This is a genomic window from Micromonospora foliorum, from assembly GCF_022229015.1.
Taxonomy (GTDB): Bacteria; Actinomycetota; Actinomycetes; order Mycobacteriales; family Micromonosporaceae; genus Micromonospora; species Micromonospora foliorum.
The window spans coordinates 1-24,524 of record NZ_JAKKFF010000241.1 but is presented as its reverse complement, the minus strand read 5'-3'; the positions used below and the strand labels follow the sequence as shown (position 1 = coordinate 24,524).

Below are 24,524 nucleotides of genomic sequence, written 5' to 3'. Positions count from 1 at the left end.
CCAAACCGGCCACCCGGGTGGCGGTGGGCGACCAGGCACCGCCGCGGCGGCGAGCACCCTCGGCGATCGCCTCGATGACGTCGTCGTACTCCAACTCGGGCCAGTGCGCGCGGGCCGGTACGAGGTGCAGCACCTCTCCGTCGCGGACCCCCTGCGGCAGCAGCGCCTGTGCCGTCACCAGCAACGCCCCGTCGGTGCGGCGGAGCACCCAACCGCCGTGCTGCTCGCCGTCGTCGGCGAGCCCGACACCGGCGTGCCGGAGCACGTCGGGCAGCAGCTCAGCCAGGGGCACCTGCTCCGGCAGGGCGACGTCCACCCGTCGTTGCGGCGCGCTGATGGTGACGCGTGCCAGCCCGGTAGTCATCGACTTGTCTCCATATCGAGGGGGATCGGAGGCTGCGCGGACGACAGGACTTTACCTACCATGAGCCAGGCTCGGGTTACCCAGCGCTGTCAGGAGGCCGAGTGTCCACCGTCGTCATCAAGCGCCCGCCGCGTCGACCAGCGCCGGAGATCCCCGCCGGTGAGCTGTCGGTCGAGGCACCGCCGGAGATCCCCGTGGTGACCGGCGGGCGCTGGCAGCAGATGCTCATGCTGCTGCCCATGCTCGGCGGCACGGTGGCGATGGCGATGATGTTCGGCCGCGGCGGTGGCGCCTACTCGTACGTGGTGGGCGGCATGTTCGGGCTCTCCTCGTTGGCGATGCTGGTGACGTCCTGGGGCAGCGCCTCCGGCACCCCCAAGAAGTCCGAGATGATGGCCGCCCGCAGGGAGTACCTGCGCCACCTGGCCACGCTGCGGCGGCGGGTCCGGCGGACCGCGGGCCAGCAACGGGCCGGGCTCTACTACCGGCACCCGGATCCGGGCCGGCTCTGGTCGACGGTGGACAGCCACCGGGTCTGGGAGCGGCGTCCCGCCGACCCGGATTTCGCGGTGGTGCGGGTCGCCGTCGGGCCGCAGACCCTGGCCACCCCGCTCGTTCCACCGGTCACCCGGCCGCTGGAGGAGCTTGAGCCGATGACCGCAGGCGCGCTCCGCCGCTTCCTGGACGCGTACTCCGTGGTGCCGGACCTGCCGGTGGCGCTGTCGTTGCGCAGCTTCGCCCGGGTGCACGTGCGACCCGCCGGCCGTGGCCGGGCGACCACCCCGACCACCGGCGGGCCACCCACCGGCGACCCGGCGGCGCAGGCGCTGGTCCGGGCCGTACTGACCCAGCTGGCGGTCTTCCACGCCCCCGACGAGCTGGTCGTCGCGGTCTGCGCCGGGCCGGAGCGCCGCGCCTGCTGGGAGTGGGTGAAGTGGCTCCCGCACGCCCACCATCCCAGCCGCACCGACGCGCTCGGCCCGGTACGGCTGGTCACCAGCTCCGCCGCCGAGCTGGAGTCGCTGCTGGCCGACGTGCTGGCCACCCGGTCCCGGTTCAGCCCGGCCGGTCCGGCCACCGACGGTCCGCACGTGGTGGTGGTCCTCGACGGCGGCGACCTGACCGGTGCCAGTGACCTGACCGGCGACGGTGGCATCGACGCGGTCACCGTGCTGGACCTGGACACCCCGCCGCCCCGACTGCTGGACCGGTACGCGCTGCTGCTGGAGTTGCACGGCCGGCGGCTGCACTCGTGGTCGTCCGACGGGCACGCCGAGGTGGGCACCGCCGACCAGTTGGACCTGGCCGACGCCGAGGCGGTCGCCCGACGGTTGGCGCCGCTGCGGCTCGCCGGCGCGGCACGCGGGCCGGACGCCCCACTCCAGGCCGACCTGGGCCTTCCTGAGCTGCTCGGTCTCGGTGACCCGGAGAGCTTCACGGCGGAACAGGGCTGGCTGCCGCGCTCGGCACGGGACCGGCTGCGGGTGCCGATCGGGGTGGGCGTGGACGGCGGCGCCATCGAGCTGGACCTCAAGGAGTCCGCCCAGGACGGCATGGGCCCGCACGGTCTGCTCATCGGGGCGACCGGCTCGGGCAAGTCCGAGCTGCTCCGCACGCTGGTGCTGGGGCTCGCCGCCACGCACAGCTCCGAGCAGCTCAACTTCGTGCTGGTCGACTTCAAGGGTGGCGCCACCTTCACCTCGTTCGACCGGCTGCCGCACACCGCGGCCGTGATCACCAACCTGGCCGACGCGTTGCCCCTGGTCGATCGCATGGTGGACGCGATCAACGGGGAGCTGGTCCGCCGTCAGGAGCTGCTGCGACGCGCCGGCAACTTCGCCAGCGTCCGCGACTACGAGCGGGCCCGGGCGGCCGGCAGCCCTCTCGCACCGCTGCCGTCGTTGCTGCTGATCTGCGACGAGTTCTCGGAACTGCTCTCCGCCAAGCCCGACTTCATCGACCTGTTCGTGCAGATCGGCCGGCTGGGCCGGTCGCTCGGCGTGCACCTGCTGCTCGCCAGCCAGCGCCTGGAGGAGGGCCGGCTCCGCGGGTTGGACACCCACCTCTCGTACCGGATCGGGTTGCGCACCTTCTCGGCCCTGGAGTCCCGGACGGTGCTCGGTGTGGCGGACGCGCACGAGTTGCCCCGCTCGCCGGGCCACGGCTACCTGCGCGCCGGCACCGACCCGCTGGCCCGTTTCAAGGCCGCATACGTCTCCGGTGCCGTCCGCCGTCGGGCCGTGCCGGGCGGGGTCGCCGCCGAGGGAGGCGCGCGGCTGCTCACCTTCACCACCCACGTCGTACCGGTGCCCGAGCCGGCAGCCCCGGTCGCGCCCGTCGTGCCGGAGGAGGAGGGCAGCAGGACGCTGCTCGACCTGCTGGTGGACCGGCTCGTCGGGCAGGGCCCGCCGGCGCACCAGGTCTGGCTTCCGCCGCTCGGTCAACCGCCGGCCCTGGACGAGCTGCTCGGTCCGGTCGAGGTGCACCCGAAGCGTGGGCTCACCGTGGGCAACCCGGAGCTGCACGGCGCACTCGGCGTGCCGATGGCGGTCGTGGACAAACCGTTGGAGCAGCGCCGGGACCTGCTCTGGCTGGCGCTGGACGGCGCCGCCGGGCACGTCGCGGTGGTCGGTGCGCCGCAGAGCGGCAAGTCCACCGCGCTGCGCACGCTGATCTGCGCGCTGGCGCTCACCCACACACCGGCCGAGGTGCAGGTCTACTGCCTCGACTTCGGTGGCGGCGGGCTGACCGCGCTGCGCGACCTGCCGCATGTGGGCGGGGTGACCGGCCGCGCCGACCCGACCGCCGTACGACGCACCGTCGGCGAGATGACCACCCTGCTGGTCGACCGGGAACGCCGCTTCGCCGAGTTGGGCGTGGAGTCGATGGCCGCGTACCGGCAGCGCCGAGCGGCGGCGGGGACGGTTGGCCAGTCGGGCGCCGACCCGTACGGCGACGTGTTCCTGGTGATCGACGGGTGGAGCACCATCCGCGGCGAGTACGACGACCTGGAGCCACTCGTCACCGACCTGGCCACCCGGGGTCTGTCGTACGGGCTGCACGTGGTCGCCACCGCGCTTCGCTGGCTGGATTTCCGGCCGGCGATCCGGGACCTGTTCGGCTCCCGGCTGGAGCTGCGGCTCGGCGACCCCGCCGACTCGCTGGTGGCCCGACGCGCCGCCGCGAACGTACCGGAGCGCTCCGGCCGAGGGGTGACCGCTGAGGGTCTGCACTTCCTCACCGCACTGCCTCAGCTCGGTGCCGCCGGCGGGGACACCGCCGACCTGGTCAAGAGGGCCGCCGACGGGTGGGCGGGTCCCCCGGCGCCGCGGGTACGGCTGCTCCCGCCGGTGCTGCCGTACGCCGACCTGGACCTCACCTCGACGACCGGGCTGCGGCTGCCGATCGGGATCGCGGAGGCGGACCTGCGCCCGGTGCTGCTCGACTTCGCCACCGAGCCACACTTCGTGGTCTTCGGGGACTCGGAGTGCGGCAAGTCGTCGTTCCTGCGCGCGCTGGCCACGTCGATCATCACCCGGTTCACTCCCGAGCAGGCCCGGGTGATCCTCGTCGACTACCGGCGCAGCCTGCTCGGCGCCATCGAGACGCCGCACCTGATCGGGTACGGCACCGCCGCGGCACACACCGCCGACCTGGTCGAGTCGGCAGCCGGTTACCTGGAGCGGCGGGCCCCCGGGCCGGAGGTCACCCCGCAGCAGCTGCGGGACCGGTCCTGGTGGTCCGGGCCGGAGCTGTTCGTGCTGGTGGACGACTACGACCTGGTGGCAGCGGGGCCGGCGAACCCGTTGCGGGCACTGGAGGAGCACCTGCCGCACGCCCGGGACATCGGGCTGCACCTGGTGCTGGCCCGCCGGTCCGGTGGGGCGGGTCGCGCACAGTACGAGTCGATCGTGCAGCGTCTGCGGGAGCTGTCCACCGCCGGCCTGGTGATGGCGGGCAGCCCCGAGGAGGGCGCACTCGTCGGGCCGGTGCGACCCGGACCGCTGCCGCCGGGGCGTGGTCGGCTGGTCACCCGGCGCGAGGGCGTACGCCTCGTTCAGCTGGCGCAACTGCCGCCGCAATGACCTGACTCGCCGGTTCTTCCCGTGACGGGTGGGGAAACCGGTAATCTCCGATCGTCATGGTTCCGTCGGGATGAATGGCTGGGGATGTGACTGGGGTGCGGTACAGCGGTCCGTCAGCGGCCCGACGAGCGACCGGCCGGGCGCTGCTCGGCGTGGCCGCGGCGCTCGCCGTCGTGGCCCCGACCGCGGCAGCCGTGCCCGTCGCCGCGCCCACGAACGGCGGACAGCTCGCCGGCGCGCCGATGGCGTTCGCCCCCGGTGACACCATCGCCCGCACCGACCAGGTCCGCGACGAGCAGTGGCAGCTCGACGAGTTGCAGGCCGAGACGGCGTGGCGCAGCTCGACCGGCCGGGGCGTGACCGTGGCGGTGGTCGACTCCGGAGTGGACGGCACGCATCCCGATCTGGTCGGCCAGGTGCTGCCCGGCAAGGATCTGGTCGCCCCCGGCGGCGCTCCGGGCCCGGATCCGGTGGGTCACGGCACCACGGTCGCCGGTCTGATCGCCGGGCGCAGCGACGACAAGCGGGGCGTGGTCGGCCTGGCACCGGACGCCCGGATCCTGCCGGTCCGCGTGCTCGACGAGGAGAACCGTTACGACGACGCGCTGATCGTCGCCCAGGGGGTCCGCTGGGCGGTCGACAACGGCGCCCGCGTGATCAACCTGTCGCTGGGCGGCAGCGGCGACAGCCCGGCCCTGGCCGCCGCCCTGGACTACGCGTTCGTCCGGGACGTGGTCGTGGTCGCCTGCACCGGAAACCTCGCCACCTCCACCAGCACCAAGGTCTGGTACCCGGCTCGGGAGCCGGGTGTGATCGCGGTCGCCGGCCTCGAACGCAGCAGCGACAACCTGTGGTCCGGCTCGATAACCGGCCGGGCGACGGTGCTCACCGCTCCCGCCAGCGGGCTGGTCGGGGCCAAGCCCCCCGGCGGGTACTGGCGGGTGCAGGGCACCAGCTTCGCCGCCCCACTGGTGGCCGCGACCGCCGCGCTGGTCCGGTCCCGCTATCCGCAGATGCCCGCGGGCGAGGTGGTCAACCGGTTGCTGGCCACCGCCCGGGACGTGGGCCCCACCGGGCGCGACGACCGCTTCGGGTACGGGGTGGTCGACCCGGTGGCCGCGTTGACCGCCCAGGTGCCGCCGGTGACCGCCAACCCGCTGGACGACCAGACGTCGCCGGGCGTGACCGGTTTCGGTCCGGCGCCCGGCTCGGTCGACGACGGTCCGGTGGCCGGTGCCGGCAGTGACCCACTCGGTCTCGCCGCATCCGGTCAGCAGAGCCGGTGGACGGCTCGGGCGGCGGGCGGACAGGACACGTCCGCGCCGGAGCAGCTGTGGACCACTGTCGTACTCCTCGTCGCTCTGGTCGGCGGTGCGGCCCTGATGGTCCGCCGGCTCCGCCAGCGGACCCGTTGATCACGGCCGCCCGGTAGGCCTGGCCGGCCGCCCGGCCGGGTAGAACGGACCCATGAGTACGCATCGGCCGCCCGTCCTCGCCCCCACCGGCCAGCCGTCCTGGCGGCACCGCCGATTCGACCCGGACCACGCGCTGGGGCTGCGGCTCACGCTCGCCGCGACGGCGGCCTTCCTGGTGTTGGTGCCCTTCGCGCTGCTCACACTGCTGGTGCTCGGCGCCTGGGCACCGCTGCACCGGCTGGACACTGCGGTCACCGACGCGCTGCACGGCTACGCGCAGGACCACCGGGCCTGGGTCGTGCTGATGCGGGTCTGGACCGAGGTGTTCGCACCGATGCCGCTGCGCGCCGTCGCCCTGCTGCTGGTGGTCTGGCTGCTGCGTCGGGGAGCCCGCCGCCTGGCCCTCTGGGCGGCCACCACCATGGTCGTCGGCGGGTTGATCGGTCCGCTGCTCAAGCTGCTGGTCGGCCGGGACCGGCCGGAGTTGCTGGACCCGGTGGCCCGGGCCGCCGGTTATTCCTTCCCCTCCGGGCACGCGTTGAACGCCACCCTGGCCGCCGGGGTGCTGCTGCTGGTGCTCGTTCCGTACGCCGGGCGGGGGGCGGCGCGGGCCGCGCTCTGGGTCGCGGCGGTGCTGCTCACCGTGGTGACCGGGCTGAGCAGGGTGGCACTCGGCGTGCACTTCACCAGCGACGTGGTGGGTGGGTGGCTGCTCGGTGTGGCGGTGGTCGCGGCCACCACCGCCGCCTTCACCAGTTGGCGGGCGCACACCGGTCTCCGGTCGGTCCGGCCGACCCGCGACGGCATCGCGCCCGAAGTCGAGCGGCACCCGGGAGCGGCCTGAGGAGTGACGACGAGGCCCACCGGGTACTGGCCCACCCATGTCCGAGACCGTGGTCCAGATCGTCCGGCGGGTACTGCTGCCGGTGTCCCTCCTGCTCGGGCTCATGGTGCTGCTCGGGGTGCTGGTCACCCGGGTCTTCGCCCGGACCTGGCCGTTCACCGTGGAGGACTCGGTGAACCGGGAACTGGCCGCCGACCGCACCGGCGACTGGAACAACATCTCGCTGGTGTTCAGCACGCTGGCCAGCACCCAGATGATCGTCGTGGTCACCGTGTTGGTGGCGTTGGCGCTGCGGCTCTGGCTGAAGCGTTGGCGCGAGCCGCTGTTCCTGTGCGCGGCGGTGACCGCCCAGGCGCTGGTGTTCCTGCTGACCACGCTGGCGATCGACAGGCGGCGGCCGGCGGTGGAACACATGGACGTCTCGCCACCGACGTCGAGTTTTCCGTCCGGGCACACCTCCGCGGCGGTGGCGCTCTACGTCGGCATCGCCGTGCTGATGGCGCTGCGGGCACGGAGCACCGGCGCGAAGGTCGCCTGGTGGACGCTGCTGCTGATGGTGCCGCTGGGGGTGGCTCTGACCCGGATGTACCGGGGAATGCACCACCCGAGCGACGTGGTGGCGTCCTTCCTCAACGGCGGCACGTGCGTCGCGATCATGGCCCGTGCCGTGCTGGACCGAGGGCTGCGGTGGGGACGGGCGAAGCTGTCGACCGTCGGGCGTCGCCCCCTGCCGGCCCAGAGCTGAGCCGACCCCGCAGGGACGCTCAGGTGCACTCGCCGGTGCCGACCTGCCGGTTGCGTTCGGCCCCGGCCAACGCCACCGGGCGGGCCTCGGCCGCCGTCACCGCGAAGCCGGTGTTCGGGTCGTCGGACGCCGCCGCGAAGATCACGCCGAGCACCAGGCCGTTGGCGGAGAGCAGCGGGCCACCCGAGTTGCCGCTACGCACCAGCGCGCGAATCGTGTAGATCTCCCGGGTCACCTCGGTGGCGGAGTAGATGTCCGGGCCCTTGATCCGGTCGACGTCCCGGACCCGCGCCGACTGCGCGTTGTAGGGGCCGTCGAGCGGGAAGCCGAGCACGATGGCGTCGGAGCCGCTGCCCGCGTTGCCGGCGGCGAACCGCAGGGACGGCCCGGGCAGCCCGGGCACGAGCAGCACCGCCAGGTCCCGGTTCGGGTCGTAGACCACCACCTTGCCGTCGTACCGCTCGCCGCCCAACTCCACGGCGACCGAGCGGGTGCCGGCCACGACGTGCGCGTTGGTCATCACCCGGTCGTCCGCGTACACGAAGCCGGAACCCTCGATCCGACGTGAGCAGCTGGGCGCGGAGCCGAGCACCTTGACGACCGACTGCTGACCGCTGACCACCACCTGCGAGCCGGCCAGCGCCGGGTCCGGCGGGTCGACCTGCCGGGCCCGGGTGGGCGCGAGGTCACCGAAGACGTCCGGGAAACCGTCGGTGTCGACGGTGTCCTCCAGCGCCGTGGACAACTGCTGGGCCTGCTCCGGCAGGACCTGGTTGACCACCGTGATCAACGCGCTGTTGCGGACCGAGGCGGCGAGCCAGGGCACCGAGGACGAACCGAGCGGCACGGCGACCAGCCAGGCGAGCAGGAGCACCGCGAACAGCGAGACGACCGCCCCACCGACGTCGTCGATCCGTTTGCCCACGTCGCTGGTGATCGTCTTACGCAGGTGCGAGCCGAGCCAACCGGCGAGTGCCTGCCCGACCACCGCCAGCCCGAAGATGGCCACGAGCGAGATCAGCACGCGGGTGCCGGCGTCCACGAACTGTCTGGCGAACAGCGGCCCGAGCTGGAGGCCCAGCAGCAGACCCAGGAAGAAGCCGGACAACGACGTGACGCCGATGACGAAACCCTGGCGGTATCCGCTGATCGCGAACACGAGCATGAGCAGCAGCAGGACGAGATCCACGACGGACACGGGGTCAAGCGTACGGGCAGTGTGCCCGCCGGATGACCAGCGCTTGCGGATGGTGACCATGCGGTCAGCGCAGGGCGTTCTCGTCAGCCTCGTCGGTGCCGGCGGACGGGGCCGGGGTCGCCCCGGTCGGCGGAAGCTCCATCACCCGGCCGCGCGACCACGGACGGGCCCAGCCGCCCATCTCGAGCAGGGTGGCGAGCACCCCGGCGGTGAAGCCCCAGACGAGCATCCCGCGCGCCGAGAACGCCGGCCCGATCCAGCCGCTCGGGTGGCGGACCCGCAGTCGGTTGGCCGGGTCGACCAGCTCACTGACCGGCAGGCGGGCGACGTGTGCCACCTCGGCCGGCTCCCGGGGGTGCACCGGGTGCGGGTCGTGCCACCAGGCCAGCACCGGCGTGACCACGAAGTCGCTGACCGGGATCCACAGTTTCGGCAGCTCGGCCAGCACGGTCACGCTGGCCGGGTCGAGGCCCACCTCCTCGTTCGCCTCGCGCAGGGCGGTGGCGCGGACGTCGGCGTCCTCCGGGTCGGCCGCGCCGCCGGGAAAGGCCGGCTGGCCGGCGTGGTTGCGCAGGGTGGCGGCCCGTTGCAGGACCAGCACGTCGGGACCCGCGCCGGGCTGCTCGCCGAGCAGCACCAGCACCGCGCTCTCCCGACCGCCCTCGGCCGGGGTGGTCAGCCGGGTGAAGTCCTCGGCGCGGGCGGTGCCCAGCCGGGTCAGCAACGGCTCGATCCACTCGGGTGGCCGACGGGTCACGCTGCCACCGCCAGGCCGAGGTGCTCGCGGACCAGCGTGGCGAGCTTGGCGTCGTCGAGAGCGCCGCTGGCGTCGATGTGCCGGACCTGACCGTCGGCGGCGACGAAGAGGGTCAACGGAATGGCGTTGCGCTTCAACTCGCGCTGGAGCGCCTCACCCTGGTCCACGAGCATCGGGAACCGGACGCCGAAGTCCTCACCGATGGACTGGGCGCCGCTGCGGCTGTCCCGGCTGTTGACCCCGACCACCTGGAGCTGACCGGCGGCCCGCTCGCTGAGGCGTTGGAAAGCGGGCAGCTCCTTGCGGCACGGCGGGCACCAGGAGGCCCACACGTTGATCACTGCCGGCCCGGCCACGTCCCGCAGCACGACGGGGGTGCCGCCGGTGAAGCAGGAGAGCGTCAGCTCCGGCAGCGCCGACCCGCCACCGGCGCGGTCCGTCGGGCCGGACGTACCGTCAGCGGCCGTGCCGGGCGACGCGGGGGTCGCCGAGCCGGAGCCGGGCGACGCGGGAGTCGCCGAGCCGGAGCCGGGCGACGCGGCCGTGGGTGCCGTGCTCAGCGCGGCGCAGTCCCGGAACGGGGATGGACGGTCAGCTGCGGCCGGGCGGGGGGCTGGCTCGTCGTCGGCCGTGCCGCTGGTGCAACCGGTGACGGCCAGCAGCAGCGGCAGGACGGCGAGGGCGAGGCGGCGGTTCACGGCACCTCCGCCGTGATCGCCTGCGCCGGCACCAACTCCGGGTCGACCCCGGCGGCCACCGCGAGGTCGCGCGCCCGAGGGCCCTTGAGCAGTTTGGCGGCGGCCGCCGGCTCGGTCGGGCCGGTGCCGTACGAAGGGCAGAGCTTCGCGAGGGTGCACGCCCCGCAGGCTGGTTTACGGGCGTGGCAGACCCGCCGCCCGTGGAAGATGATCCGGTGCGAGAGCATGGTCCAGTCGCGCTTGTCGTACAGCGCGCCGATCGCGTGCTCGATCTTGACCGGATCGGTCTCGGTGGTCAGCCGCCACCGGTGGACCAGCCGCTGGAAGTGCGTGTCGACGGTGATGCCCGGGACGTCGAACGCGTTGCCGAGGATCACGTTGGCGGTCTTGCGGCCGATGCCGGGGAGCGTCACCAGGTCGACGAGGCGACCCGGGACCCTGCCGTCGTACCTGTCGAGGAGGGCCTGACCGAGCTTGAGCAAGGAGTCGGTCTTGTTGCGGTAGAAGCCGGTGGGCCGGATCAGCTCCTCCATCTCGCCCCGGTCGGCGGCGGCGTACGCGGCAGCGCTCGGATAGCGGGCGAAGAGCTTCGGGGTGACCTCGTTGACCTTCTTGTCCGTGCACTGCGCGGACAGGATCGTCGCGACGGCCAGCTCCAGAGCGTTGGAGTGGTCCAGCTCACAATGCGCGTCGGGGTGCGTCTCGGTCAGCACCCGGCCGATCTTGCGGGCACGGCGTTTGCGCCCGAGATCGGTCTCGCTGGCACCGGCGGGGCTACTGGTCACGACGGTCAGCCTACGTCGCACCCCGGACGGTCCTGCTCGGGTCAGCCGCCGGTCGGCGGCGAGATCTTCCCCTGCCCGTCGAGCCGAGCGCCGCCCTTCGGGAAGTCGGCGCGGCTCAACTCGGTGACCAGGCCCAGACCCCGGTCGTCCGGGTCCATCGTCGGCTTGCCGGCAGAGTTCATGTACGTCGAGGTGAACGAGCCGCCGGCCCAGCTGCCGTCCGGCTTGAGCGACACCTTCAGCACCCCGCCCCAGCCGAGGCGACCGTCGTTGCTCAGCGAGTTGCCGCCGCCGGCGAAGTTGCCCAGGCTGTACGCGATCAGGCGCCCCTGGTAGAACTCCATCCCGCGCAGTACGTGCGGGCCGTGCCCGACGATCAGGTCGGCGCCGGCGTCGATCATGGCGTGCGAGAACTTCACCGGGTCGCCCCGGTTCTCGCCCAGGAACATCTCGGTGCCCGGCTTCACCCGGGTCTTGTCGACACCCTCGCCGCCCATGTGCACCTGCACCACGACCAGATCGGCCATGGTGGCGGCCTTGGCGACCACCGCCTTCGCCTTGGCGATGTCGACGAGGCTGTTGGACCAGACGTACGACGAAAAGCCGGCGACCGCGACCTTGACGCCCTTGACGTCGACCACGGTGATCTCGTCCGGTGCGCCGGTGTGCTCCAGGTCGTACTTCTGCAGTGCCTTCTGGGTGTTCTCGTAGCCCTTGGGCCCGTAGTCGTAGCCGTGGTTGTTGGCCTGGTTGAGCACGTCGAAGCCGGCGTCGCGCAGGTGCGCGGCGTACTCCGGTGGGGCCCGGAACTGGAAGCAGCGGGTGGAGTTGGCCCCGCACTTGCCGGTGCCGGTGTCGACCGTCAGCGGCTCCTCCAGGTTGCCCATCACCAGGTCTGCCTTGAGCGCCTCGGTGACCGAGTTGAAGAAGCCCTTGCCGCCGGCGGCGGGCAGCCGACTGGGCGCGTTGCCCATGATGATGTCGCCGGTGGCGGAGAGCGAGATCGCGCCACCCGGACCGGAGGATGCCGGCCCGGTGGCCTTCGGGCCGGCCGTGGAGACCGGCGCACCGGTGCCACCGCCTCCCGCGCCGGGCTGCCAGACGGGCGCTTCGCCACCGGAGTCGGCGCAGCCGGCCACGAGGAGGGCGGCCAGCAGTGCGGCGAGGCCGAGGGCGACGCGGCGACGCGGGCGGGATGCGAGGGGGGCGGGAGCATACATCGCCCGCGACCCTACCGGTCGTTAAACTCGCCAACGACAGCCGATCGGTTGGACTTTGCGCTCCTGAGCTGCTCAGACCACGGCACGACCGGCCGAGCGCCGCCGGCGAGCACCGCCGCGTGCACCGCTCGGGCGAGCGGAGCGCCCCAGGTGGAGCGCGGCCCGCCGTACGCGGCCTCCGGCCCGTCCGCCGGGCAGAGCACGGTGACCGCGTCGGTGGGCGTGCCGGTCCCCGGCACCCCCAGCTCGGTGATCGCCTGGGTCTTCGCCTCGGTGGCGGTGGCCACCGCGTTGACAAGTGCCGAGTCGGCGAGCCGGGCCGGCACGTACACCACGATGTTGACCGTGCCGACGCGTTCGGCGAGCGCGGCAGGCATCGGCGCGGCCGCGGGCACCGGCGTGCCGAGCCCGACCGTCACCCAGGCCCGCACCCCGGTGTCGGTCCGCGCCACCACCTCGGTCACATCGACGCCGGTCAGCAGACCAACCCCGGGCCCGTCGAGGGCCAGCTCAGCGGCGAGCGAGGCCAGGTGCGCCGCGGGGTCCTCCCGGTCGTACGACATCGGTACGGTCGCGTTCAGAACCCACCGCCGAACCCCGATGCCACCGCCCAGCGGGCCACTGCTGATCGCCCGCAGGGGCACGTCCGCGCGCCAGACGAGCAGCGGAACGTTCCGCCCGTCTTCGGCACGGCTGGTCAGAATCGGCTCGCTCAGCACGTCGGGCAGGTTACGCCCACCGATCAAGATTCCAGGGGCGACCTCTGATTCATGCTCACGTGCGCCTAGACTTGGCGGCGCGCGAGGGGATCAGCGGACGGCGGCCCCGGCCGACGGACGGCACGCGCAACCGGAGGTGCGCAATGGACGAGGTACTGGCCCGCAGCGGGATCTTCCAGGGTGTTGACCCGGAAGCTGCCGAGGCGCTTGCCAAGGAGATGGAGACGATCGAAGTCCGTAAGGGCGAGATCGTCTTCAATGAGGGCGAGCCCGGTGACAGCCTCTACATCCTGCTGTCCGGGAAGATCAAGGTTGGTCGCCGCGCGGCGGACGGCCGGCAGAACCTGATCGCGGTGATGGGGCCGTCGGACATGGTCGGTGAGCTGTCGCTCTTCGACCCGGGTCCGCGTACGGCGACCGCCACCGCGGTGACCGACACCCGGCTGGTGCGGCTGCGTAAGCAGGCGCTGCGGCCGTGGCTCAACAACCGCCCGGAGATCGCCGAGCAGTTGCTCCGGGTGCTCGCCCGGCGGCTGCGCCGGACCAACGACTCGCTCGCCGACCTGATCTTCACGGACGTGCCGGGCCGGGTCGCCAAGAACCTGCTCCAGATGGCGGGCCGCTTCGGCACCCGCGACGGCGGCGTTCTGCGGGTGACCCACGACCTCACCCAGGAGGAGATCGCCCAGCTCGTCGGCGCCTCTCGGGAGACCGTCAACAAGGCGCTGGCCGATTTCGCCTCGCGCGGCTGGCTGCGGCTGGACGGCAAGAGCATCATCATTCTGGACCCGGAGCGCCTGGCCCGTCGCGCCCGCGTCTGAGCAGCACCGCACGTCCCCGCCTGCCGCCACCGGCCGCAGGCGGGGACGTTTGCGATCTGCCTGGCGCAGAAACGCTGGCCTCGGGGCGGTGTCAGCGGTGAGGCTGAGGCCATGGTGAACCGTGTTGCCGTGCTCTCCGACATCCATGGCGTCCTGCCGGCGCTGGAGGCCGTACTGGCCGAGCCGGACGTCGCCACCGCCGACCTGATCGTGCTCACCGGTGACATCGCCGCCGGCCCACAACCGGTCGAGGTGCTGGACGTGCTCGCCGACCTGGGCGACCGGGTGTGCTGGGTGGGCGGCAATGCCGACCGCGAGCTGGTCGAGGCCCGGGCCGGCCGACCGGCCTCGATCGAGGTGTCGAACTGGGCGGCCGAGCAGTTGCGCGACGACCAGGTGGCCCGGCTCGCCGCGCTGCCGCCGATGGCGACGCTGGAGATCGACGGCCTCGGGCCGACGCTGTTCTGCCACGCGACACCCCGCGATGACGAGGAGGTCGTGCTCGTCGACTCCCGGATGGCGCGCTGGGCGGAGGTGTTCGACGATCTTCCCGCCGAGGTTTCCACCGTGGTCTGCGGTCATACGCACATGCCCTTCACCCGGCTGGTCGACCGGCGCCTGGTCGTCAACCCGGGCAGCATCGGCATGCCGTACGGGGGCGCGGGCGCGTGGTGGGCGCTGCTCGGGCCGGGCGTCCAACTGCGCCGCACCGCCTTCGACGTGGACGCGGCCTGCGCCCGGGTAGCGGCGGAGTCGACCTTCCCCGACGCCGCCGCCTGGGCCGACGAGTACCTGCGCTCCCAGCACAGCGACGCCGACGCGCTGGCCGTCTTCGGGCCCCGCGACGGCCGCTGAGCGAGTAGCCGGACCGCCGCTGAGCGGCTCCCGCGACGGCCGCTGGGCGGCAGCCGGACCTGCACTGGGCGGCAGCCTTACCTCCGGTCGGCGGCAGCCGGACGCTGCTCGGGCGGCAGCCGGTTCGCCGCTGGGCGGCAGCCGGAACGCCGGTCAGCGGCAGCGGACGCTGCTCGGGCGGCCTCCGGGATACGGGTTAGGGAGCCTTTGGAGCTGAATCGTTTGCGGCATCAGCCGTTGGTGATCGGCGGGCGAGGTCGACGGGTGAAGTCAGCAGGTGCGGTCGAGGGGCAAGGTCGAAAGGGCAAGGTCTAGGGGCGATTCGTTTGTGACATCAGCTCCAAAGCGAGACCAGCACACCCGAACCACCTCGTGCGCCCCGCCATAGCGGGACCAACGCACCCGAACCACTCGTGCGCCCGCCTTAGCGGGCCAGCGCGCCCGAACCATCTCGTGCGCCGCCGCCATCCCCGCCCCACCGCGAGCCCAAACCCGCCCTACCGCGAGCCCAACCCCGCCCTACTGCGAGCCCAACCCGCCCCACCGCGAGCCCAACCCGCCCCACCCGCCGCACCCCCCACCCGTCGCAGCCACCACACCCACCGCACCGTCACCATCTAGAAAAAGTCAGTCTTGACTGTTTGTTTCCCAGGCCCCAGGCTGTCCCCGTGCCCACCGCATCGACGCGTGTCCCTCAGCAGGAACGCAGCCGCGCCACCCAGGCCCGGCTGCTGGAGGCGACCGTCGACTGTCTGATCGAGCACGGCTGGTCCGGCACCACGACCACCGTCGTCGCGGCGCGGGCCGGTGTTTCGCGGGGGGCGCAGCTGCATCACTACCCGACGAAGGCGGCGCTGGTGACGGCCGCCGTGGCGCATCTGGCCGAGCGGCGGGCCGACGAGCTGCGCACCGAGGCCGAGGCGCTCCCGGCTGGACCACAGCGGTTGGACCGCGTGGTCGACCTGCTCGCCGTGGCGTTCACCGGGCCGTTGTTCGTGGCCGCGCTCGAGCTCTGGGTCGCCGCCCGCACCGATCGGGAGCTCCGGGACGCCCTGGTGCCGCTGGAGGCGACGGTCGGGCGGGAGATGCACCGGCTCACCGTCGCCCTGCTCGGGGTCGACGAGCGTCGACCCGGCGTCCGCGAGGCGGTGCAGGCCACGCTCGATCTGCTCCGCGGGCTCGGGGTGGCCAACCTGCTCAGCGACGACTCCGCCCGCCGGGCCGCCCTGTTGACCACCTGGAAGCGCCAGCTCGCCACCCTGCTCACGCCCTGACCGCCGGCCGCACCGGCCACCACCGACCGGAGGCACCATGGTCGACCTCAGCGACCTGCTCACGGACCTGGCCGACGAGTCCGCCCAGCTGGATGCCCTGGTGGCGCCACTGCCCGCAGCCGACTGGGCGAGGCCGACCCCCGCCCCGGGCTGGAGCATCGGGTATCAGATCGCCCACCTCGCCTGGACCGACCACGTCGCGCTGTTGGCCGCGACCGATCCCGAGGCGTTCTACGCGACGGTGACCGCCGCGTCGGACGTGACCCGACTCGTCGACGTCGGCGCCGAGGAGTTCCTCGCCCCGCCAGCCGAACTGCTCGCCCGCTGGCGGGCCGGGCGAACGGCGCTCGTCGACGCGCTTGCCGCCGTTCCAGCCGGCGGCAAGCTGCCCTGGTACGGCACCCGGATGTCGGCCACCTCGATGGCCACCGCCCGGATCATGGAGACCTGGGCGCACGGCGCGGACGTGGCCGACGCCCTCGACGTGGTCCGCCCCGACAGCGACCGACTCCGGCACGTGGCGCACCTGGGTGTGCGTACCCTCGGGCACGGCTTCGCCGCGCACGGCCGGGAGGCACCGACGGCGCCGGTCCGGGTCGAGCTGGTCGGGCCCGGCGGCGACACCTGGAGCTGGGGTCCGGCGGACGCCGCCGACCGGGTCACCGGCCCGGCTCGGGACTTCTGCCTGCTGGTCACCCAGCGCCGACACCGCGCGGACCTCGCACTTGTCGCCACCGGGCCGGTCGCCGACGAATGGCTCGACGTGGCGCAGGCCTTCGCCGGGCCGCCGGGTGACGGCCGGATGCCGGCCGGCCGGAGCGGGGTACGGGCATGATCCGCATCGGCAACGCCTCCGGCTTCTACGGCGACCGGTTCACCGCCTGGCGGGAGATGCTCGACGGCGGTGAGCTGGACGTGTTGACCGGCGACTATCTGGCCGAGTTGACCATGCTGATCCTCGCCCGGGACCGCCTGCGCGACCCCGACCTGGGCTACGCGAAGACGTTCCTGCGGCAACTGGAGACCTGCCTCGGCACCGCCCTCGACCGCGGGGTGCGGATCGTGACCAACGCCGGCGGGTTGAACCCCGCCGGCCTGGCCACCGCCATCGAGAAGCTCGCCGACCGGCTCGGCCTGCCGGCCCGGGTCGGGTACGTCGAGGGCGACAAGATCCAGCGGCCGGACGCGTTGAGCGCGAACGCCTACCTCGGCGCGTTCGGGATCGCCGCCTGCCTCGACGCCGGTGCGGACGTGGTGGTCACCGGTCGCGTCACCGACGCGTCTCTGGTGGTCGGCCCGGCCATCGCCCGGTACGGGTGGGGCCGCGACGACCTCGACGAGTTGGCCGGGGCCACCGTCGCCGGGCACCTCGTCGAGTGCGGGGCACAGGTCACCGGCGGCAACTTCAGCTTCTTCACCGAGCTGCCCGACGGCGGTCATCGGCCCGGATTCCCGATCGCCGAGGTGTATGCCGACGGCTCATCGGTGCTCACCAAGCATTCCGGCACCGGCGGCGCGGTCACCGTGGAGACGGTCACCGCCCAGCTGCTCTACGAGATCGGCGGGCCGTCCTACCTCGGGCCGGACGTGGTGACCCGACTGGACACGGTGACGCTGCACCCCGACGGGCCGGACCGGGTCCGGGTCTCCGGCGTACGGGGCACGCCGCCACCGCCCACGCTGAAGGTGGGCGTCAACAACCTCGGCGGCTTCCGCAACTCGATGACGTTCGTCCTCTGCGGGCTGGACATCGAGGCGAAGGCGGCCCTGGTCCGGGGCCAGGTCGAGGAGGCGGTGGGCAAGGACGGGCTGGAGTTCACGCTGGCCCGGACCGACCATCCGGACGCCGCCGACACCGAGGCGGCCAGCGCCCTGCTGCACGTACACCTGCGGGACAGCGACAAGGCGCGGGCCGGGCGGGCCTTCTCGGCCGCCGCGGTGGAGCTGGCCCTGGCCTCGTATCCGGGTTGCACGCTGACCACCCTGCCCGGTGACGCGACACCGTACGGCGTCTTCACCGCCGACGCGGTGCGGCAGGACGCGGTGGCGCACGTCGCGGTGCTGCCCGGCGGCGAGCGGGTGCCGATCGCCCCGCCGATCCGCACCTCCCCCATCTCGCATGACCAGTCCGCCCCGGGCGGCGACGCGGCGGTCGACGGCCCGACCCGGCGCGGGGCGCTCGGCGAGGTGGTCGGCGCGCGCTCCGGGGACAAGGGCGGGGACGCCAACCTCGGGGTCTGGGTGCGCTCCGACGCCGGGTACGCCTGGCTGCGGACCTGGTTGACCGTCGAGCGGCTGGCCGAGCTGCTGCCGGAGACCGCGCCACTGTCGGTGCGGCGCTACGAGTTGTCGAACCTGCGCGCGGTCAACTTCGTGATCGAGGGCCTGCTCGGCGCGGGGGTGGCCGCGTCCACCCGGTTCGACCCGCAGGCCAAGGCGCTCGGCGAGCTGCTGCGCGCCCGGATCGTCGACCTACCCGCCGAGGTGGCGCAGTGAGCGCGAGGAGTGAGCCGCTCCCGCGAGCCCCGCAGTCGGGAACAGGAGAGGCGCAGTGAGCATGGTGGACACTCCGGAGCGCCGGCAACTGCGCGAGCTGACCCGGGCGTTCGTGACCCGGGAGGTGCTGCCGCACCTGGACGACTGGGAGCGGGCCGGCGAGGTGCCCCGGGCGCTGCACGCGACCGCCGCGAAGCTCGGCCTGCTCGGCATCGGCTTCCCGGAGTCGGTCGGCGGCAGCGGCGGTGACCTGCTCGACTCGATCATCGTGACCGAGGAGCTGATCCGCTCCGGTGGCTCGTCCGGGCTGGTGGCGGCCCTGTTCACGCACGGTATCGCGTTGCCGCACATGGTCGCGGCGGCCGGTGCCCGCACCGGTGGCTCGCTCGGCGGTCGGCTCGGCGGTGTCTCGCCCCCGGGTGACGACAGCCTGATCGAGCGGTACGTGCGGCCCACCCTGTCCGGCACGATGATCGGCGCGCTGGCCATCACCGAGCCGGACGGCGGCTCGGATGTCGCCGGGATCCGCACGACCGCTCGCCGCGACGGCGACCACTACGTGGTGAACGGGTCGAAGACGTACATCACCAGCGGGCACCGGGCCGACTTCGTGACCACCGCGGTGTGTACCGACTTCCCCGGCAGCGGTGAACTGACCCTGCTGGTCATCGACAAGGGGTCGCCCGGGTTCACCGTGGGCCGCCGGTTGGAGAAGCTGGGCTGGCACTGCTCGGACACCGCCGAGCTGTCCTTCGCGGACGTGCGGGTGCCGGTCGCCAACCGGATCGGCGCGGAGAACACCGGGTTCCTGGCGATCATGCAGCACTTCGCGGCGGAACGGCTCTCGCTGGCGACCCAGGCGTACGCGACCGCGCAGCGCTGCGTCGAACTGGCGGTGCGCTGGTGCCGGGACCGGGAGACCTTCGGGCGTCCGCTGGCCAGCCGGCAGCTGATCCGACACCGGTTGGCCGAGATGCACACGCGGGCCGAGGCGGCACGGTCGTACGTGCACGGGGTCGCGGGTCGGGTCGCGGCCGGCGAGCCGGTGGTGACCGAGGTGGCGATGGCGAAGAACGTGGCGGTGGCCGCCTGCGACCACGTGGTCGACCAGGCGTTGCAGCTGCACGGCGGCTTCGGCTACCTGCGCGACGCCGAGGTGGAGCGGCACTACCGCGACGCGCGGATCCTCGGCATCGGCGGCGGCACCACCGAGATCATGAACGAGATCATCGCGAAAGGCATGGGCCTATGACCACCTTGGACAGCGCGGTCGACCCGTCCGCGCCCTCGTATCTGGCGAACCGGAAGGCGTTGCTGGAGCGGCTGGCCGAGTTGGACGCCGCGCTGGACCAGGCGCGGGCGGGTGGCGGCGAGAAGTACGTGACCCGACACTACGCCCGCGGCAAGCTGCTCCCCCGGGAGCGGATCGAGCTGCTGGTGGACGCGGACAGCCCGTTCCTGGAGTTGTCGCCGGTCGCCGCGTACGGCTCGGACTTCCCGGTAGGGGCCAGCGTGGTCACCGGCATCGGGGTGGTCGAGGGCGTGGAGTGCCTGATCGTCGCGAACGACCCGACGGTGCGCGGCGGCGCGGTCAACCCCTGGTCGCTGGCGAAGACCCGACGGGCCGGCGAGATCGCCCTGGCCAACCGGCTGCCCATGGTCAACCTGGTCGAGTCGGCCGGGGCGGACCTGCCCACCCAGGCGGAGATCTTCATCCCCGGTGGCCGGGTGTTCCGTGACCTCACCCGGCTCTCGGCGGCCGGCATCCCCACGGTCAGCGTGGTCTTCGGCAACGCCACGGCCGGTGGCGCGTACGTGCCGGGGATGTCCGACCACGTGATCATGATTCGGGACCGGTCACAGGTCTACCTGGCCGGTCCGCCGCTGGTGAAGATGGCGACCGGTGAGGTCACCGACGACGAGTCGTTGGGTGGCGCGGCGATGCACGCCGGCACGTCCGGGCTCGCCGACTACCTGGCCGCCGACGAACGGGACGGCATCCGGCTGGCCCGGCAGTGCGTCCGCCGGTTGAACTGGCGCAAGCAGGGCCCGTCGCCGCGTACGGCGGTGCCGCAGCCGCCGAAGTACGACCCGGAGGAGCTGCTCGGCATCACCAGCGCCGACCTGAAGGTGCCGTTCGACCCCCGGGAGGTGCTGGCTCGGATCCTCGACGGCAGCGACTTCGACGAGTTCAAGCCGGCGTACGGGGACGCGCTGGTCACCGGCTGGGGCGAGCTGCACGGGTACCCGGTGGGGGTGCTGGCCAACGCCCGAGGGGTGCTGTTCAGCGCGGAGGCGCAGAAGGCGGCCCAGTTCATCCAGCTCGCGAACGCCTCGGACACCCCGTTGATCTTCTTGCAGAACACCACCGGCTACATGGTCGGCACCGAGTACGAGCAGCGCGGCATCATCAAGCACGGCGCCCTGATGATCAACGCGGTGTCGAACTCGACGGTGCCGCACCTGACGGTGAACCTGGGCGCCTCGTACGGTGCCGGCAACTACGGCATGTGCGGCCGGGCGTACGAGCCGAGGTTCCTGTTCACCTGGCCGAACGCGAAGTCGGCGGTGATGGGCCCGGCGCAGCTCGCGGGGGTGCTGTCGATCGTGGCCCGGCAGGCGGCTGCCGCCCGGGGGCGCGACTACGACGAGGAGTCCGACGCGGCGATGCGATTGATGGTCGAGCAGCAGATCGAGTCGCAGTCCGGCGCGCTCTTCCTCTCCGGCCGGCTCTACGACGACGGGGTGATCGACCCCCGGGACACCCGGACCGTCCTCGGGCTATGCCTCTCGGCGATCCACAACGGACCGGTGAAGGGCGCCGAAGGCTTCGGCGTCTTTCGGATGTAGAGGGGCCACCCATGATCAACAGACTGCTCGTGGCCAACCGGGGCGAGATCGCCCGCCGGGTCTTCGCCACCTGCCGCGCGATGGGCGTGCAGACCGTCGCCGTGCACTCCGACGCGGACGCCGACGCGCCGTTCGTGGGCGAGGCCGACCAGGCGGTCCGGCTGCCGGGTGCCACGCCGGCCGAGACGTACCTGCGCGCCGACCTGATCCTGGACGCGGCCCGGCGCAGCGGCGCGGACGCCGTCCACCCCGGCTACGGGTTCCTCGCCGAGAACGCCGAGTTCGCCGCGGCGGTGACCGACGCCGGCCTGACCTGGGTCGGGCCGCCGGCCAAGGTGATCGCCGCGATGGGCGACAAGCTGGCGGCGAAGGCGCTGCTCGCCGAGGCGGGCGTGCCGATGCTGCCGAGCTGGACCGACACCGACCAGGTCGCGGACTTCCCGGTGCTGGTGAAGGCGTCCGCCGGCGGCGGTGGCCGGGGCATGCGCATCGTCCGGACCGCCGACGAACTGGCCGAGGCGGTCGCCTCCGCGCGCCGCGAGGCCGCTGCCGCGTTCGGCGACGGCACGGTCTTCATCGAGCGGTACGTCGAGCGCGGCCGGCACGTCGAGGTGCAGATCTTCGGTGACACCCATGGGACCGTGCAGGTGCTCGGCGTCCGGGAGTGCTCGATCCAGCGCCGACACCAGAAGATCATCGAGGAGGCTCCGGGTGACCTCCCGCCGGGGCTGCGTGATCGGCTGCACGAGACGGCCATGGCTGCCGGGCGGGCGGTCGACTACGTGGGGGCCGGGACTGTCGAGTTCCTGCTGGCACCGACCGGCGAGTTCTTCTTTCTGGAGATGAACACCCGACTCCAGGTGGAGCACCCCGTCACCGAGTTGGTCACTCCGGCCGGGCTGGACCTGGTCCGGATGCAGTTGCTGGTGGCCGAGGGCGCACCGCTGCCCGCACAGCACCACTACCCGGCCACGCGCGGCTACGCGATCGAGGTACGGCTGTGCGCCGAGGAGCCGGCGCAGGGCTGGCGGCCCGCCACGGGCACCCTGCACCGCTTCGACGTGCCGGGGGTGGACCGCGAGTTCGGCTGGATCCAACGGGCGGGCCTGCGGCTCGACTCCGGCGTGGTGGCGGGCTCGGTGGTGGGGGTGCATTACGACTCGCTGCTCGCCAAGGTGATCGCGGTGGCACCGACCCGGGCCGAGGCGGCCCGGGCCCTGGCGGGTGCGCTGGCCCGGGCCGAGCTGCACGGGGTGGCCACCAACCGCGATCTGCTGGTCCGGGTGCTGCGCAGCCCGGAGTTCGCGGCGGCGGAGATCGACACCGGCTTCCTGGACCGGCACCCGGAGGTCTTCAGCCCACTCCTCCCCGCCGACCAGGTCCCACTCACCGCCCTCGCCGCCGCGCTGGCGGGCGCCGCGCACCGCCGGGCGACCGCACCGGTGCTTCCCGGGCTCCCCTCCGGCTGGCGCAACGTGCCGGCGGTCCCGCAGGTCAGCCGGTTCGTCGGGCCGGACGGCGACGAGATCGAGATCCGCTACCGCCTGGACCGGACCGGCCGGCTCGCCGACTGGTCCAGCACGTCGGCCGCCGAGGACTCCGCCGAGCGGCGGGCAGCGACCGACACCGCCGGGTCGGCGGGTGAGCCCACCGTGGCGCTGGTCGAGGCCACCCCGGACCGGGTGGTGCTCGACGTCGACGGGGTTCGCCGCGCGTACCGCGTACACCGGGTGGGGTCGGCTGTCTTCCTGGACGGCCCGGACGGGGCGGCGAGCCTGACCGAGCTGCCACGTCTCCCGCTGCCCACCGCGGCGGTGGCGGCCGGGTCGCTGCTCGCGCCGCTGCCCGGCGTGGTGACCCGGGTGCACGTCCAGGTCGGCCAGCGGGTCACGGCCGGCGATCCGCTGCTCACGCTGGAAGCGATGAAGCTGGAACATCCCGTGCTCGCCCCGATCGACGGCGTGGTCGCCGAGCTGCCGGTGCCGACCGGCGGTCAGGTGCAGACGGGCGCCGTGCTGGCCGTTGTCGACGATAAGGAAGCCCGATGACCTTCGACCTCACCCCCGAACAGGACCAGCTGCGCGACGCCGTGCGGGCGCTCGGCCGCCGCTACGGCCACGGTTACTTCGTCGAGAAGGCGAGGGCCGGCGAACACACCACCGAGCTCTGGGCGGAGGCCGGGCGGCTCGGCTACCTGGGGGTCAACATCCCCACCGAGTACGGCGGCGGGGGCGGTGGCATCACCGAGCTGGCCATCGTCTGCGAGGAGTTGGCGGCGGCGGGTTGCCCGCTGCTGCTGCTGGTGGTCTCCCCCGCCATCGCGGCTACCGTGCTCAACCGGCACGGCACCGAGGAGCAGCGCAAGAAGCACCTGCCGGGCCTCGCCGACGGCTCCCAGAAGATCGTCTTCGCGATCACCGAGCCGGAGGCCGGCTCCAACTTCCACCGGCTCGGCACAGTCGCTCGCCGCGACGGCGACGGCTGGCTGCTGAACGGCCGCAAGTGCTACATCTCCGGGGTCGACGAGGCCGGTCACGTGCTGGTGGTGGCCCGCGTCGCCGTCGATGACGGCCCGGGCGGCTCAGCGGACGCGTCTCCGCAGAAGCTGAAGCCGGCGCTGTTCCTGGTGCCGACCGACGCGGCCGGGCTGACCCGGTCCAAGCTGGACATGGAGATCGTGTCTCCGGAGAACCAGTTCCTGCTCTACCTGGACGACGTGCGGGTGCCCGCCGAAGCGCTGCTCGGTGAGTCGCTGGACGCCGGGCTGCCGGCGCTCTTCGCCGGGCTCAACCCGGAGCGGATCACGGTGGCCGCGATGGGCGCCGGCACCGGCCGGTACGCCATCGAGCGGGCCAGTGGGTACACCGCCACCCGCAAGGTCTGGGGCGGTCGGAGCATCGGCTCCCACCAGGGGGTGTCGCATCCGCTGGCCCACGCGGCGGTGCAGGTGGAGCTGGCCCGCCTCATGATCCAGAAGGCGGCCACCCTGTACGACGCCGGCCGCGACCTGGAGGCCGGGGTGTCCGGCAACATGGCCAAGTACGCGGCCGGGGAGGCCGCCGCGCTCGCCGTGGACACCGCCGTCCAGGTGCTCGGCGGGGCCGGCATGACCACCGAGTACGGGGTGGCGACCCTGCTCGGCGCCGTCCGGGCCGGCCGGATCGCCCCGGTCAGCCGCGAGATGATCCTCAACTTCGTGGCCCAACACGTCCTCGGCCAGGACAAGTCGTACTGACGCCCGACTGCCCGCCCTGCCTGCCGCGCCTGCCGGCCCTGCCCTGCCTGCCTGCCTGCCTGCCTGCCTGCCTGCCCGCCTGCCGCAAGATCGACTCGGCTTCCTTGATTCCGGGGGTCCGAGGGCCAGCGACGCCCCGACTTCCTGAAAGCCGAGTCGATCA

At 73.1% G+C, this 24,524-nt stretch carries 20 protein-coding genes; 13 read left to right on the top strand and 7 right to left on the bottom strand.

Translation table 11 applies throughout. The features are described from left to right. On the bottom strand, positions 1 to 364 hold a 364-nt coding region (locus PSH25_RS18135), incomplete at its 3' end, for an EsaB/YukD family protein (protein ID WP_238660204.1). A 101-nt stretch (positions 365 to 465) separates the two neighbouring features. On the opposite strand from PSH25_RS18135, the gene eccCa reads away from it, so the two are divergent. The 4 genes from eccCa (at position 466) to PSH25_RS18115 (ending at position 7,453) form a co-directional block, all read left to right on the top strand. Continuing rightward, entirely contained in the window at positions 466 to 4,449 is a 3,984-nt protein-coding gene (eccCa, locus tag PSH25_RS18130; protein ID WP_238660203.1) for a type VII secretion protein EccCa, read from the top strand. A 74-nt stretch (positions 4,450 to 4,523) separates the two neighbouring features. Beyond that, a complete protein-coding gene (mycP, locus tag PSH25_RS18125; RefSeq protein ID WP_238660202.1) occupies positions 4,524 to 5,864 on the top strand; it encodes a type VII secretion-associated serine protease mycosin in 1,341 nt (446 codons plus the stop codon). 52 nt (positions 5,865 to 5,916) lie between these two features. Beyond that, positions 5,917 to 6,708 (top strand): phosphatase PAP2 family protein, encoded by a 792-nt coding sequence (locus PSH25_RS18120; RefSeq protein ID WP_238660201.1) that lies wholly within the window; start codon positions 5,917 to 5,919, stop codon positions 6,706 to 6,708. 37 nt (positions 6,709 to 6,745) lie between these two features. Then, positions 6,746 to 7,453 (top strand): phosphatase PAP2 family protein, encoded by a 708-nt coding sequence (locus PSH25_RS18115; RefSeq protein ID WP_238660200.1) that lies wholly within the window; start codon positions 6,746 to 6,748, stop codon positions 7,451 to 7,453. A gap of 19 nt (positions 7,454 to 7,472) precedes the next feature. Here the strand turns inward: PSH25_RS18115 and PSH25_RS18110 are convergent, their stop codons facing one another. From PSH25_RS18110 to PSH25_RS18085, 6 genes are all read right to left on the bottom strand, one after another. Continuing rightward, positions 7,473 to 8,651, bottom strand: a complete 1,179-nt coding sequence (locus PSH25_RS18110) for a MarP family serine protease (protein ID WP_238660199.1) — start codon at positions 8,649 to 8,651, stop codon at positions 7,473 to 7,475. A gap of 64 nt (positions 8,652 to 8,715) precedes the next feature. Beyond that, the gene (locus tag PSH25_RS18105) at positions 8,716 to 9,408 is read right to left on the bottom strand and encodes an NUDIX hydrolase (protein WP_238660198.1); all 693 of its coding nucleotides are present in this window, start codon (positions 9,406 to 9,408) and stop codon (positions 8,716 to 8,718) included. After that, positions 9,405 to 10,106 (bottom strand): TlpA family protein disulfide reductase, encoded by a 702-nt coding sequence (locus PSH25_RS18100; protein ID WP_238660197.1) that lies wholly within the window; start codon positions 10,104 to 10,106, stop codon positions 9,405 to 9,407. The genes PSH25_RS18105 and PSH25_RS18100 overlap by 4 nt, the downstream gene beginning before the upstream one ends. After that, positions 10,103 to 10,891, bottom strand: coding sequence for an endonuclease III (nth, locus tag PSH25_RS18095; RefSeq protein WP_372492809.1), 789 nt, complete (start codon positions 10,889 to 10,891; stop codon positions 10,103 to 10,105). The genes PSH25_RS18100 and nth overlap by 4 nt, the downstream gene beginning before the upstream one ends. Positions 10,892 to 10,932: 41 nt before the next feature. Further along, on the bottom strand, positions 10,933 to 12,111 hold the full coding sequence (locus PSH25_RS18090; RefSeq protein ID WP_238660195.1) for a CapA family protein: 1,179 nt from the start codon (positions 12,109 to 12,111) through the stop codon (positions 10,933 to 10,935). 11 nt (positions 12,112 to 12,122) lie between these two features. Further along, positions 12,123 to 12,830, bottom strand: a complete 708-nt coding sequence (locus tag PSH25_RS18085) for an adenosylcobinamide amidohydrolase (protein WP_238660194.1) — start codon at positions 12,828 to 12,830, stop codon at positions 12,123 to 12,125. A 143-nt stretch (positions 12,831 to 12,973) separates the two neighbouring features. On the opposite strand from PSH25_RS18085, the gene PSH25_RS18080 reads away from it, so the two are divergent. The 9 genes from PSH25_RS18080 (at position 12,974) to PSH25_RS18040 (ending at position 24,361) form a co-directional block, all read left to right on the top strand. After that, on the top strand, positions 12,974 to 13,651 hold the full coding sequence (locus PSH25_RS18080; RefSeq protein WP_007466162.1) for a Crp/Fnr family transcriptional regulator: 678 nt from the start codon (positions 12,974 to 12,976) through the stop codon (positions 13,649 to 13,651). A gap of 111 nt (positions 13,652 to 13,762) precedes the next feature. Then, on the top strand, positions 13,763 to 14,506 hold the full coding sequence (locus PSH25_RS18075; RefSeq protein ID WP_238660193.1) for a metallophosphoesterase family protein: 744 nt from the start codon (positions 13,763 to 13,765) through the stop codon (positions 14,504 to 14,506). Between the two features lie 668 nt (positions 14,507 to 15,174). After that, on the top strand, positions 15,175 to 15,780 hold the full coding sequence (locus tag PSH25_RS18070; protein WP_091403316.1) for a TetR/AcrR family transcriptional regulator: 606 nt from the start codon (positions 15,175 to 15,177) through the stop codon (positions 15,778 to 15,780). A gap of 37 nt (positions 15,781 to 15,817) precedes the next feature. Next, on the top strand, positions 15,818 to 16,615 hold the full coding sequence (locus PSH25_RS18065; protein ID WP_238660192.1) for a TIGR03084 family metal-binding protein: 798 nt from the start codon (positions 15,818 to 15,820) through the stop codon (positions 16,613 to 16,615). Further along, a complete protein-coding gene (locus tag PSH25_RS18060; RefSeq protein WP_238660191.1) occupies positions 16,612 to 18,276 on the top strand; it encodes an acyclic terpene utilization AtuA family protein in 1,665 nt (554 codons plus the stop codon). Before PSH25_RS18065 ends, PSH25_RS18060 begins: the two co-directional genes overlap by 4 nt. A gap of 55 nt (positions 18,277 to 18,331) precedes the next feature. After that, positions 18,332 to 19,528, top strand: coding sequence for an acyl-CoA dehydrogenase family protein (locus tag PSH25_RS18055; protein WP_238660190.1), 1,197 nt, complete (start codon positions 18,332 to 18,334; stop codon positions 19,526 to 19,528). Continuing rightward, positions 19,525 to 21,126: an acyl-CoA carboxylase subunit beta gene (locus PSH25_RS18050; protein WP_238660189.1), complete on the top strand. Its 1,602-nt coding sequence runs from the start codon at positions 19,525 to 19,527 to the stop codon at positions 21,124 to 21,126. Before PSH25_RS18055 ends, PSH25_RS18050 begins: the two co-directional genes overlap by 4 nt. Before the next feature lie 11 nt (positions 21,127 to 21,137). After that, the gene (locus PSH25_RS18045; protein WP_238660188.1) at positions 21,138 to 23,174 is read left to right on the top strand and encodes an ATP-binding protein; all 2,037 of its coding nucleotides are present in this window, start codon (positions 21,138 to 21,140) and stop codon (positions 23,172 to 23,174) included. Further along, positions 23,171 to 24,361 (top strand): acyl-CoA dehydrogenase family protein, encoded by a 1,191-nt coding sequence (locus tag PSH25_RS18040; RefSeq protein ID WP_238660187.1) that lies wholly within the window; start codon positions 23,171 to 23,173, stop codon positions 24,359 to 24,361. Before PSH25_RS18045 ends, PSH25_RS18040 begins: the two co-directional genes overlap by 4 nt. Positions 24,362 to 24,524: the final 163 nt, after the last annotated feature.

Coding starts and splice junctions, on each gene's coding strand:
- PSH25_RS18115 (WP_238660200.1), top strand. CDS start 6,746: ATGTCCGAGACCGTGGTCCAGATCGTCCGGCGGGTACTGCTGCCGGTG.
- PSH25_RS18045 (WP_238660188.1), top strand. CDS start 21,138: ATGATCAACAGACTGCTCGTGGCCAACCGGGGCGAGATCGCCCGCCGG.
- PSH25_RS18060 (WP_238660191.1), top strand. CDS start 16,612: ATGATCCGCATCGGCAACGCCTCCGGCTTCTACGGCGACCGGTTCACC.
- PSH25_RS18040 (WP_238660187.1), top strand. CDS start 23,171: ATGACCTTCGACCTCACCCCCGAACAGGACCAGCTGCGCGACGCCGTG.
- PSH25_RS18090 (WP_238660195.1), bottom strand. CDS start 12,111: ATGTATGCTCCCGCCCCCCTCGCATCCCGCCCGCGTCGCCGCGTCGCC.
- mycP (WP_238660202.1), top strand. CDS start 4,524: ATGGCTGGGGATGTGACTGGGGTGCGGTACAGCGGTCCGTCAGCGGCC.
- PSH25_RS18050 (WP_238660189.1), top strand. CDS start 19,525: ATGACCACCTTGGACAGCGCGGTCGACCCGTCCGCGCCCTCGTATCTG.
- PSH25_RS18120 (WP_238660201.1), top strand. CDS start 5,917: ATGAGTACGCATCGGCCGCCCGTCCTCGCCCCCACCGGCCAGCCGTCC.
- PSH25_RS18065 (WP_238660192.1), top strand. CDS start 15,818: ATGGTCGACCTCAGCGACCTGCTCACGGACCTGGCCGACGAGTCCGCC.
- PSH25_RS18075 (WP_238660193.1), top strand. CDS start 13,763: ATGGTGAACCGTGTTGCCGTGCTCTCCGACATCCATGGCGTCCTGCCG.
- PSH25_RS18080 (WP_007466162.1), top strand. CDS start 12,974: ATGGACGAGGTACTGGCCCGCAGCGGGATCTTCCAGGGTGTTGACCCG.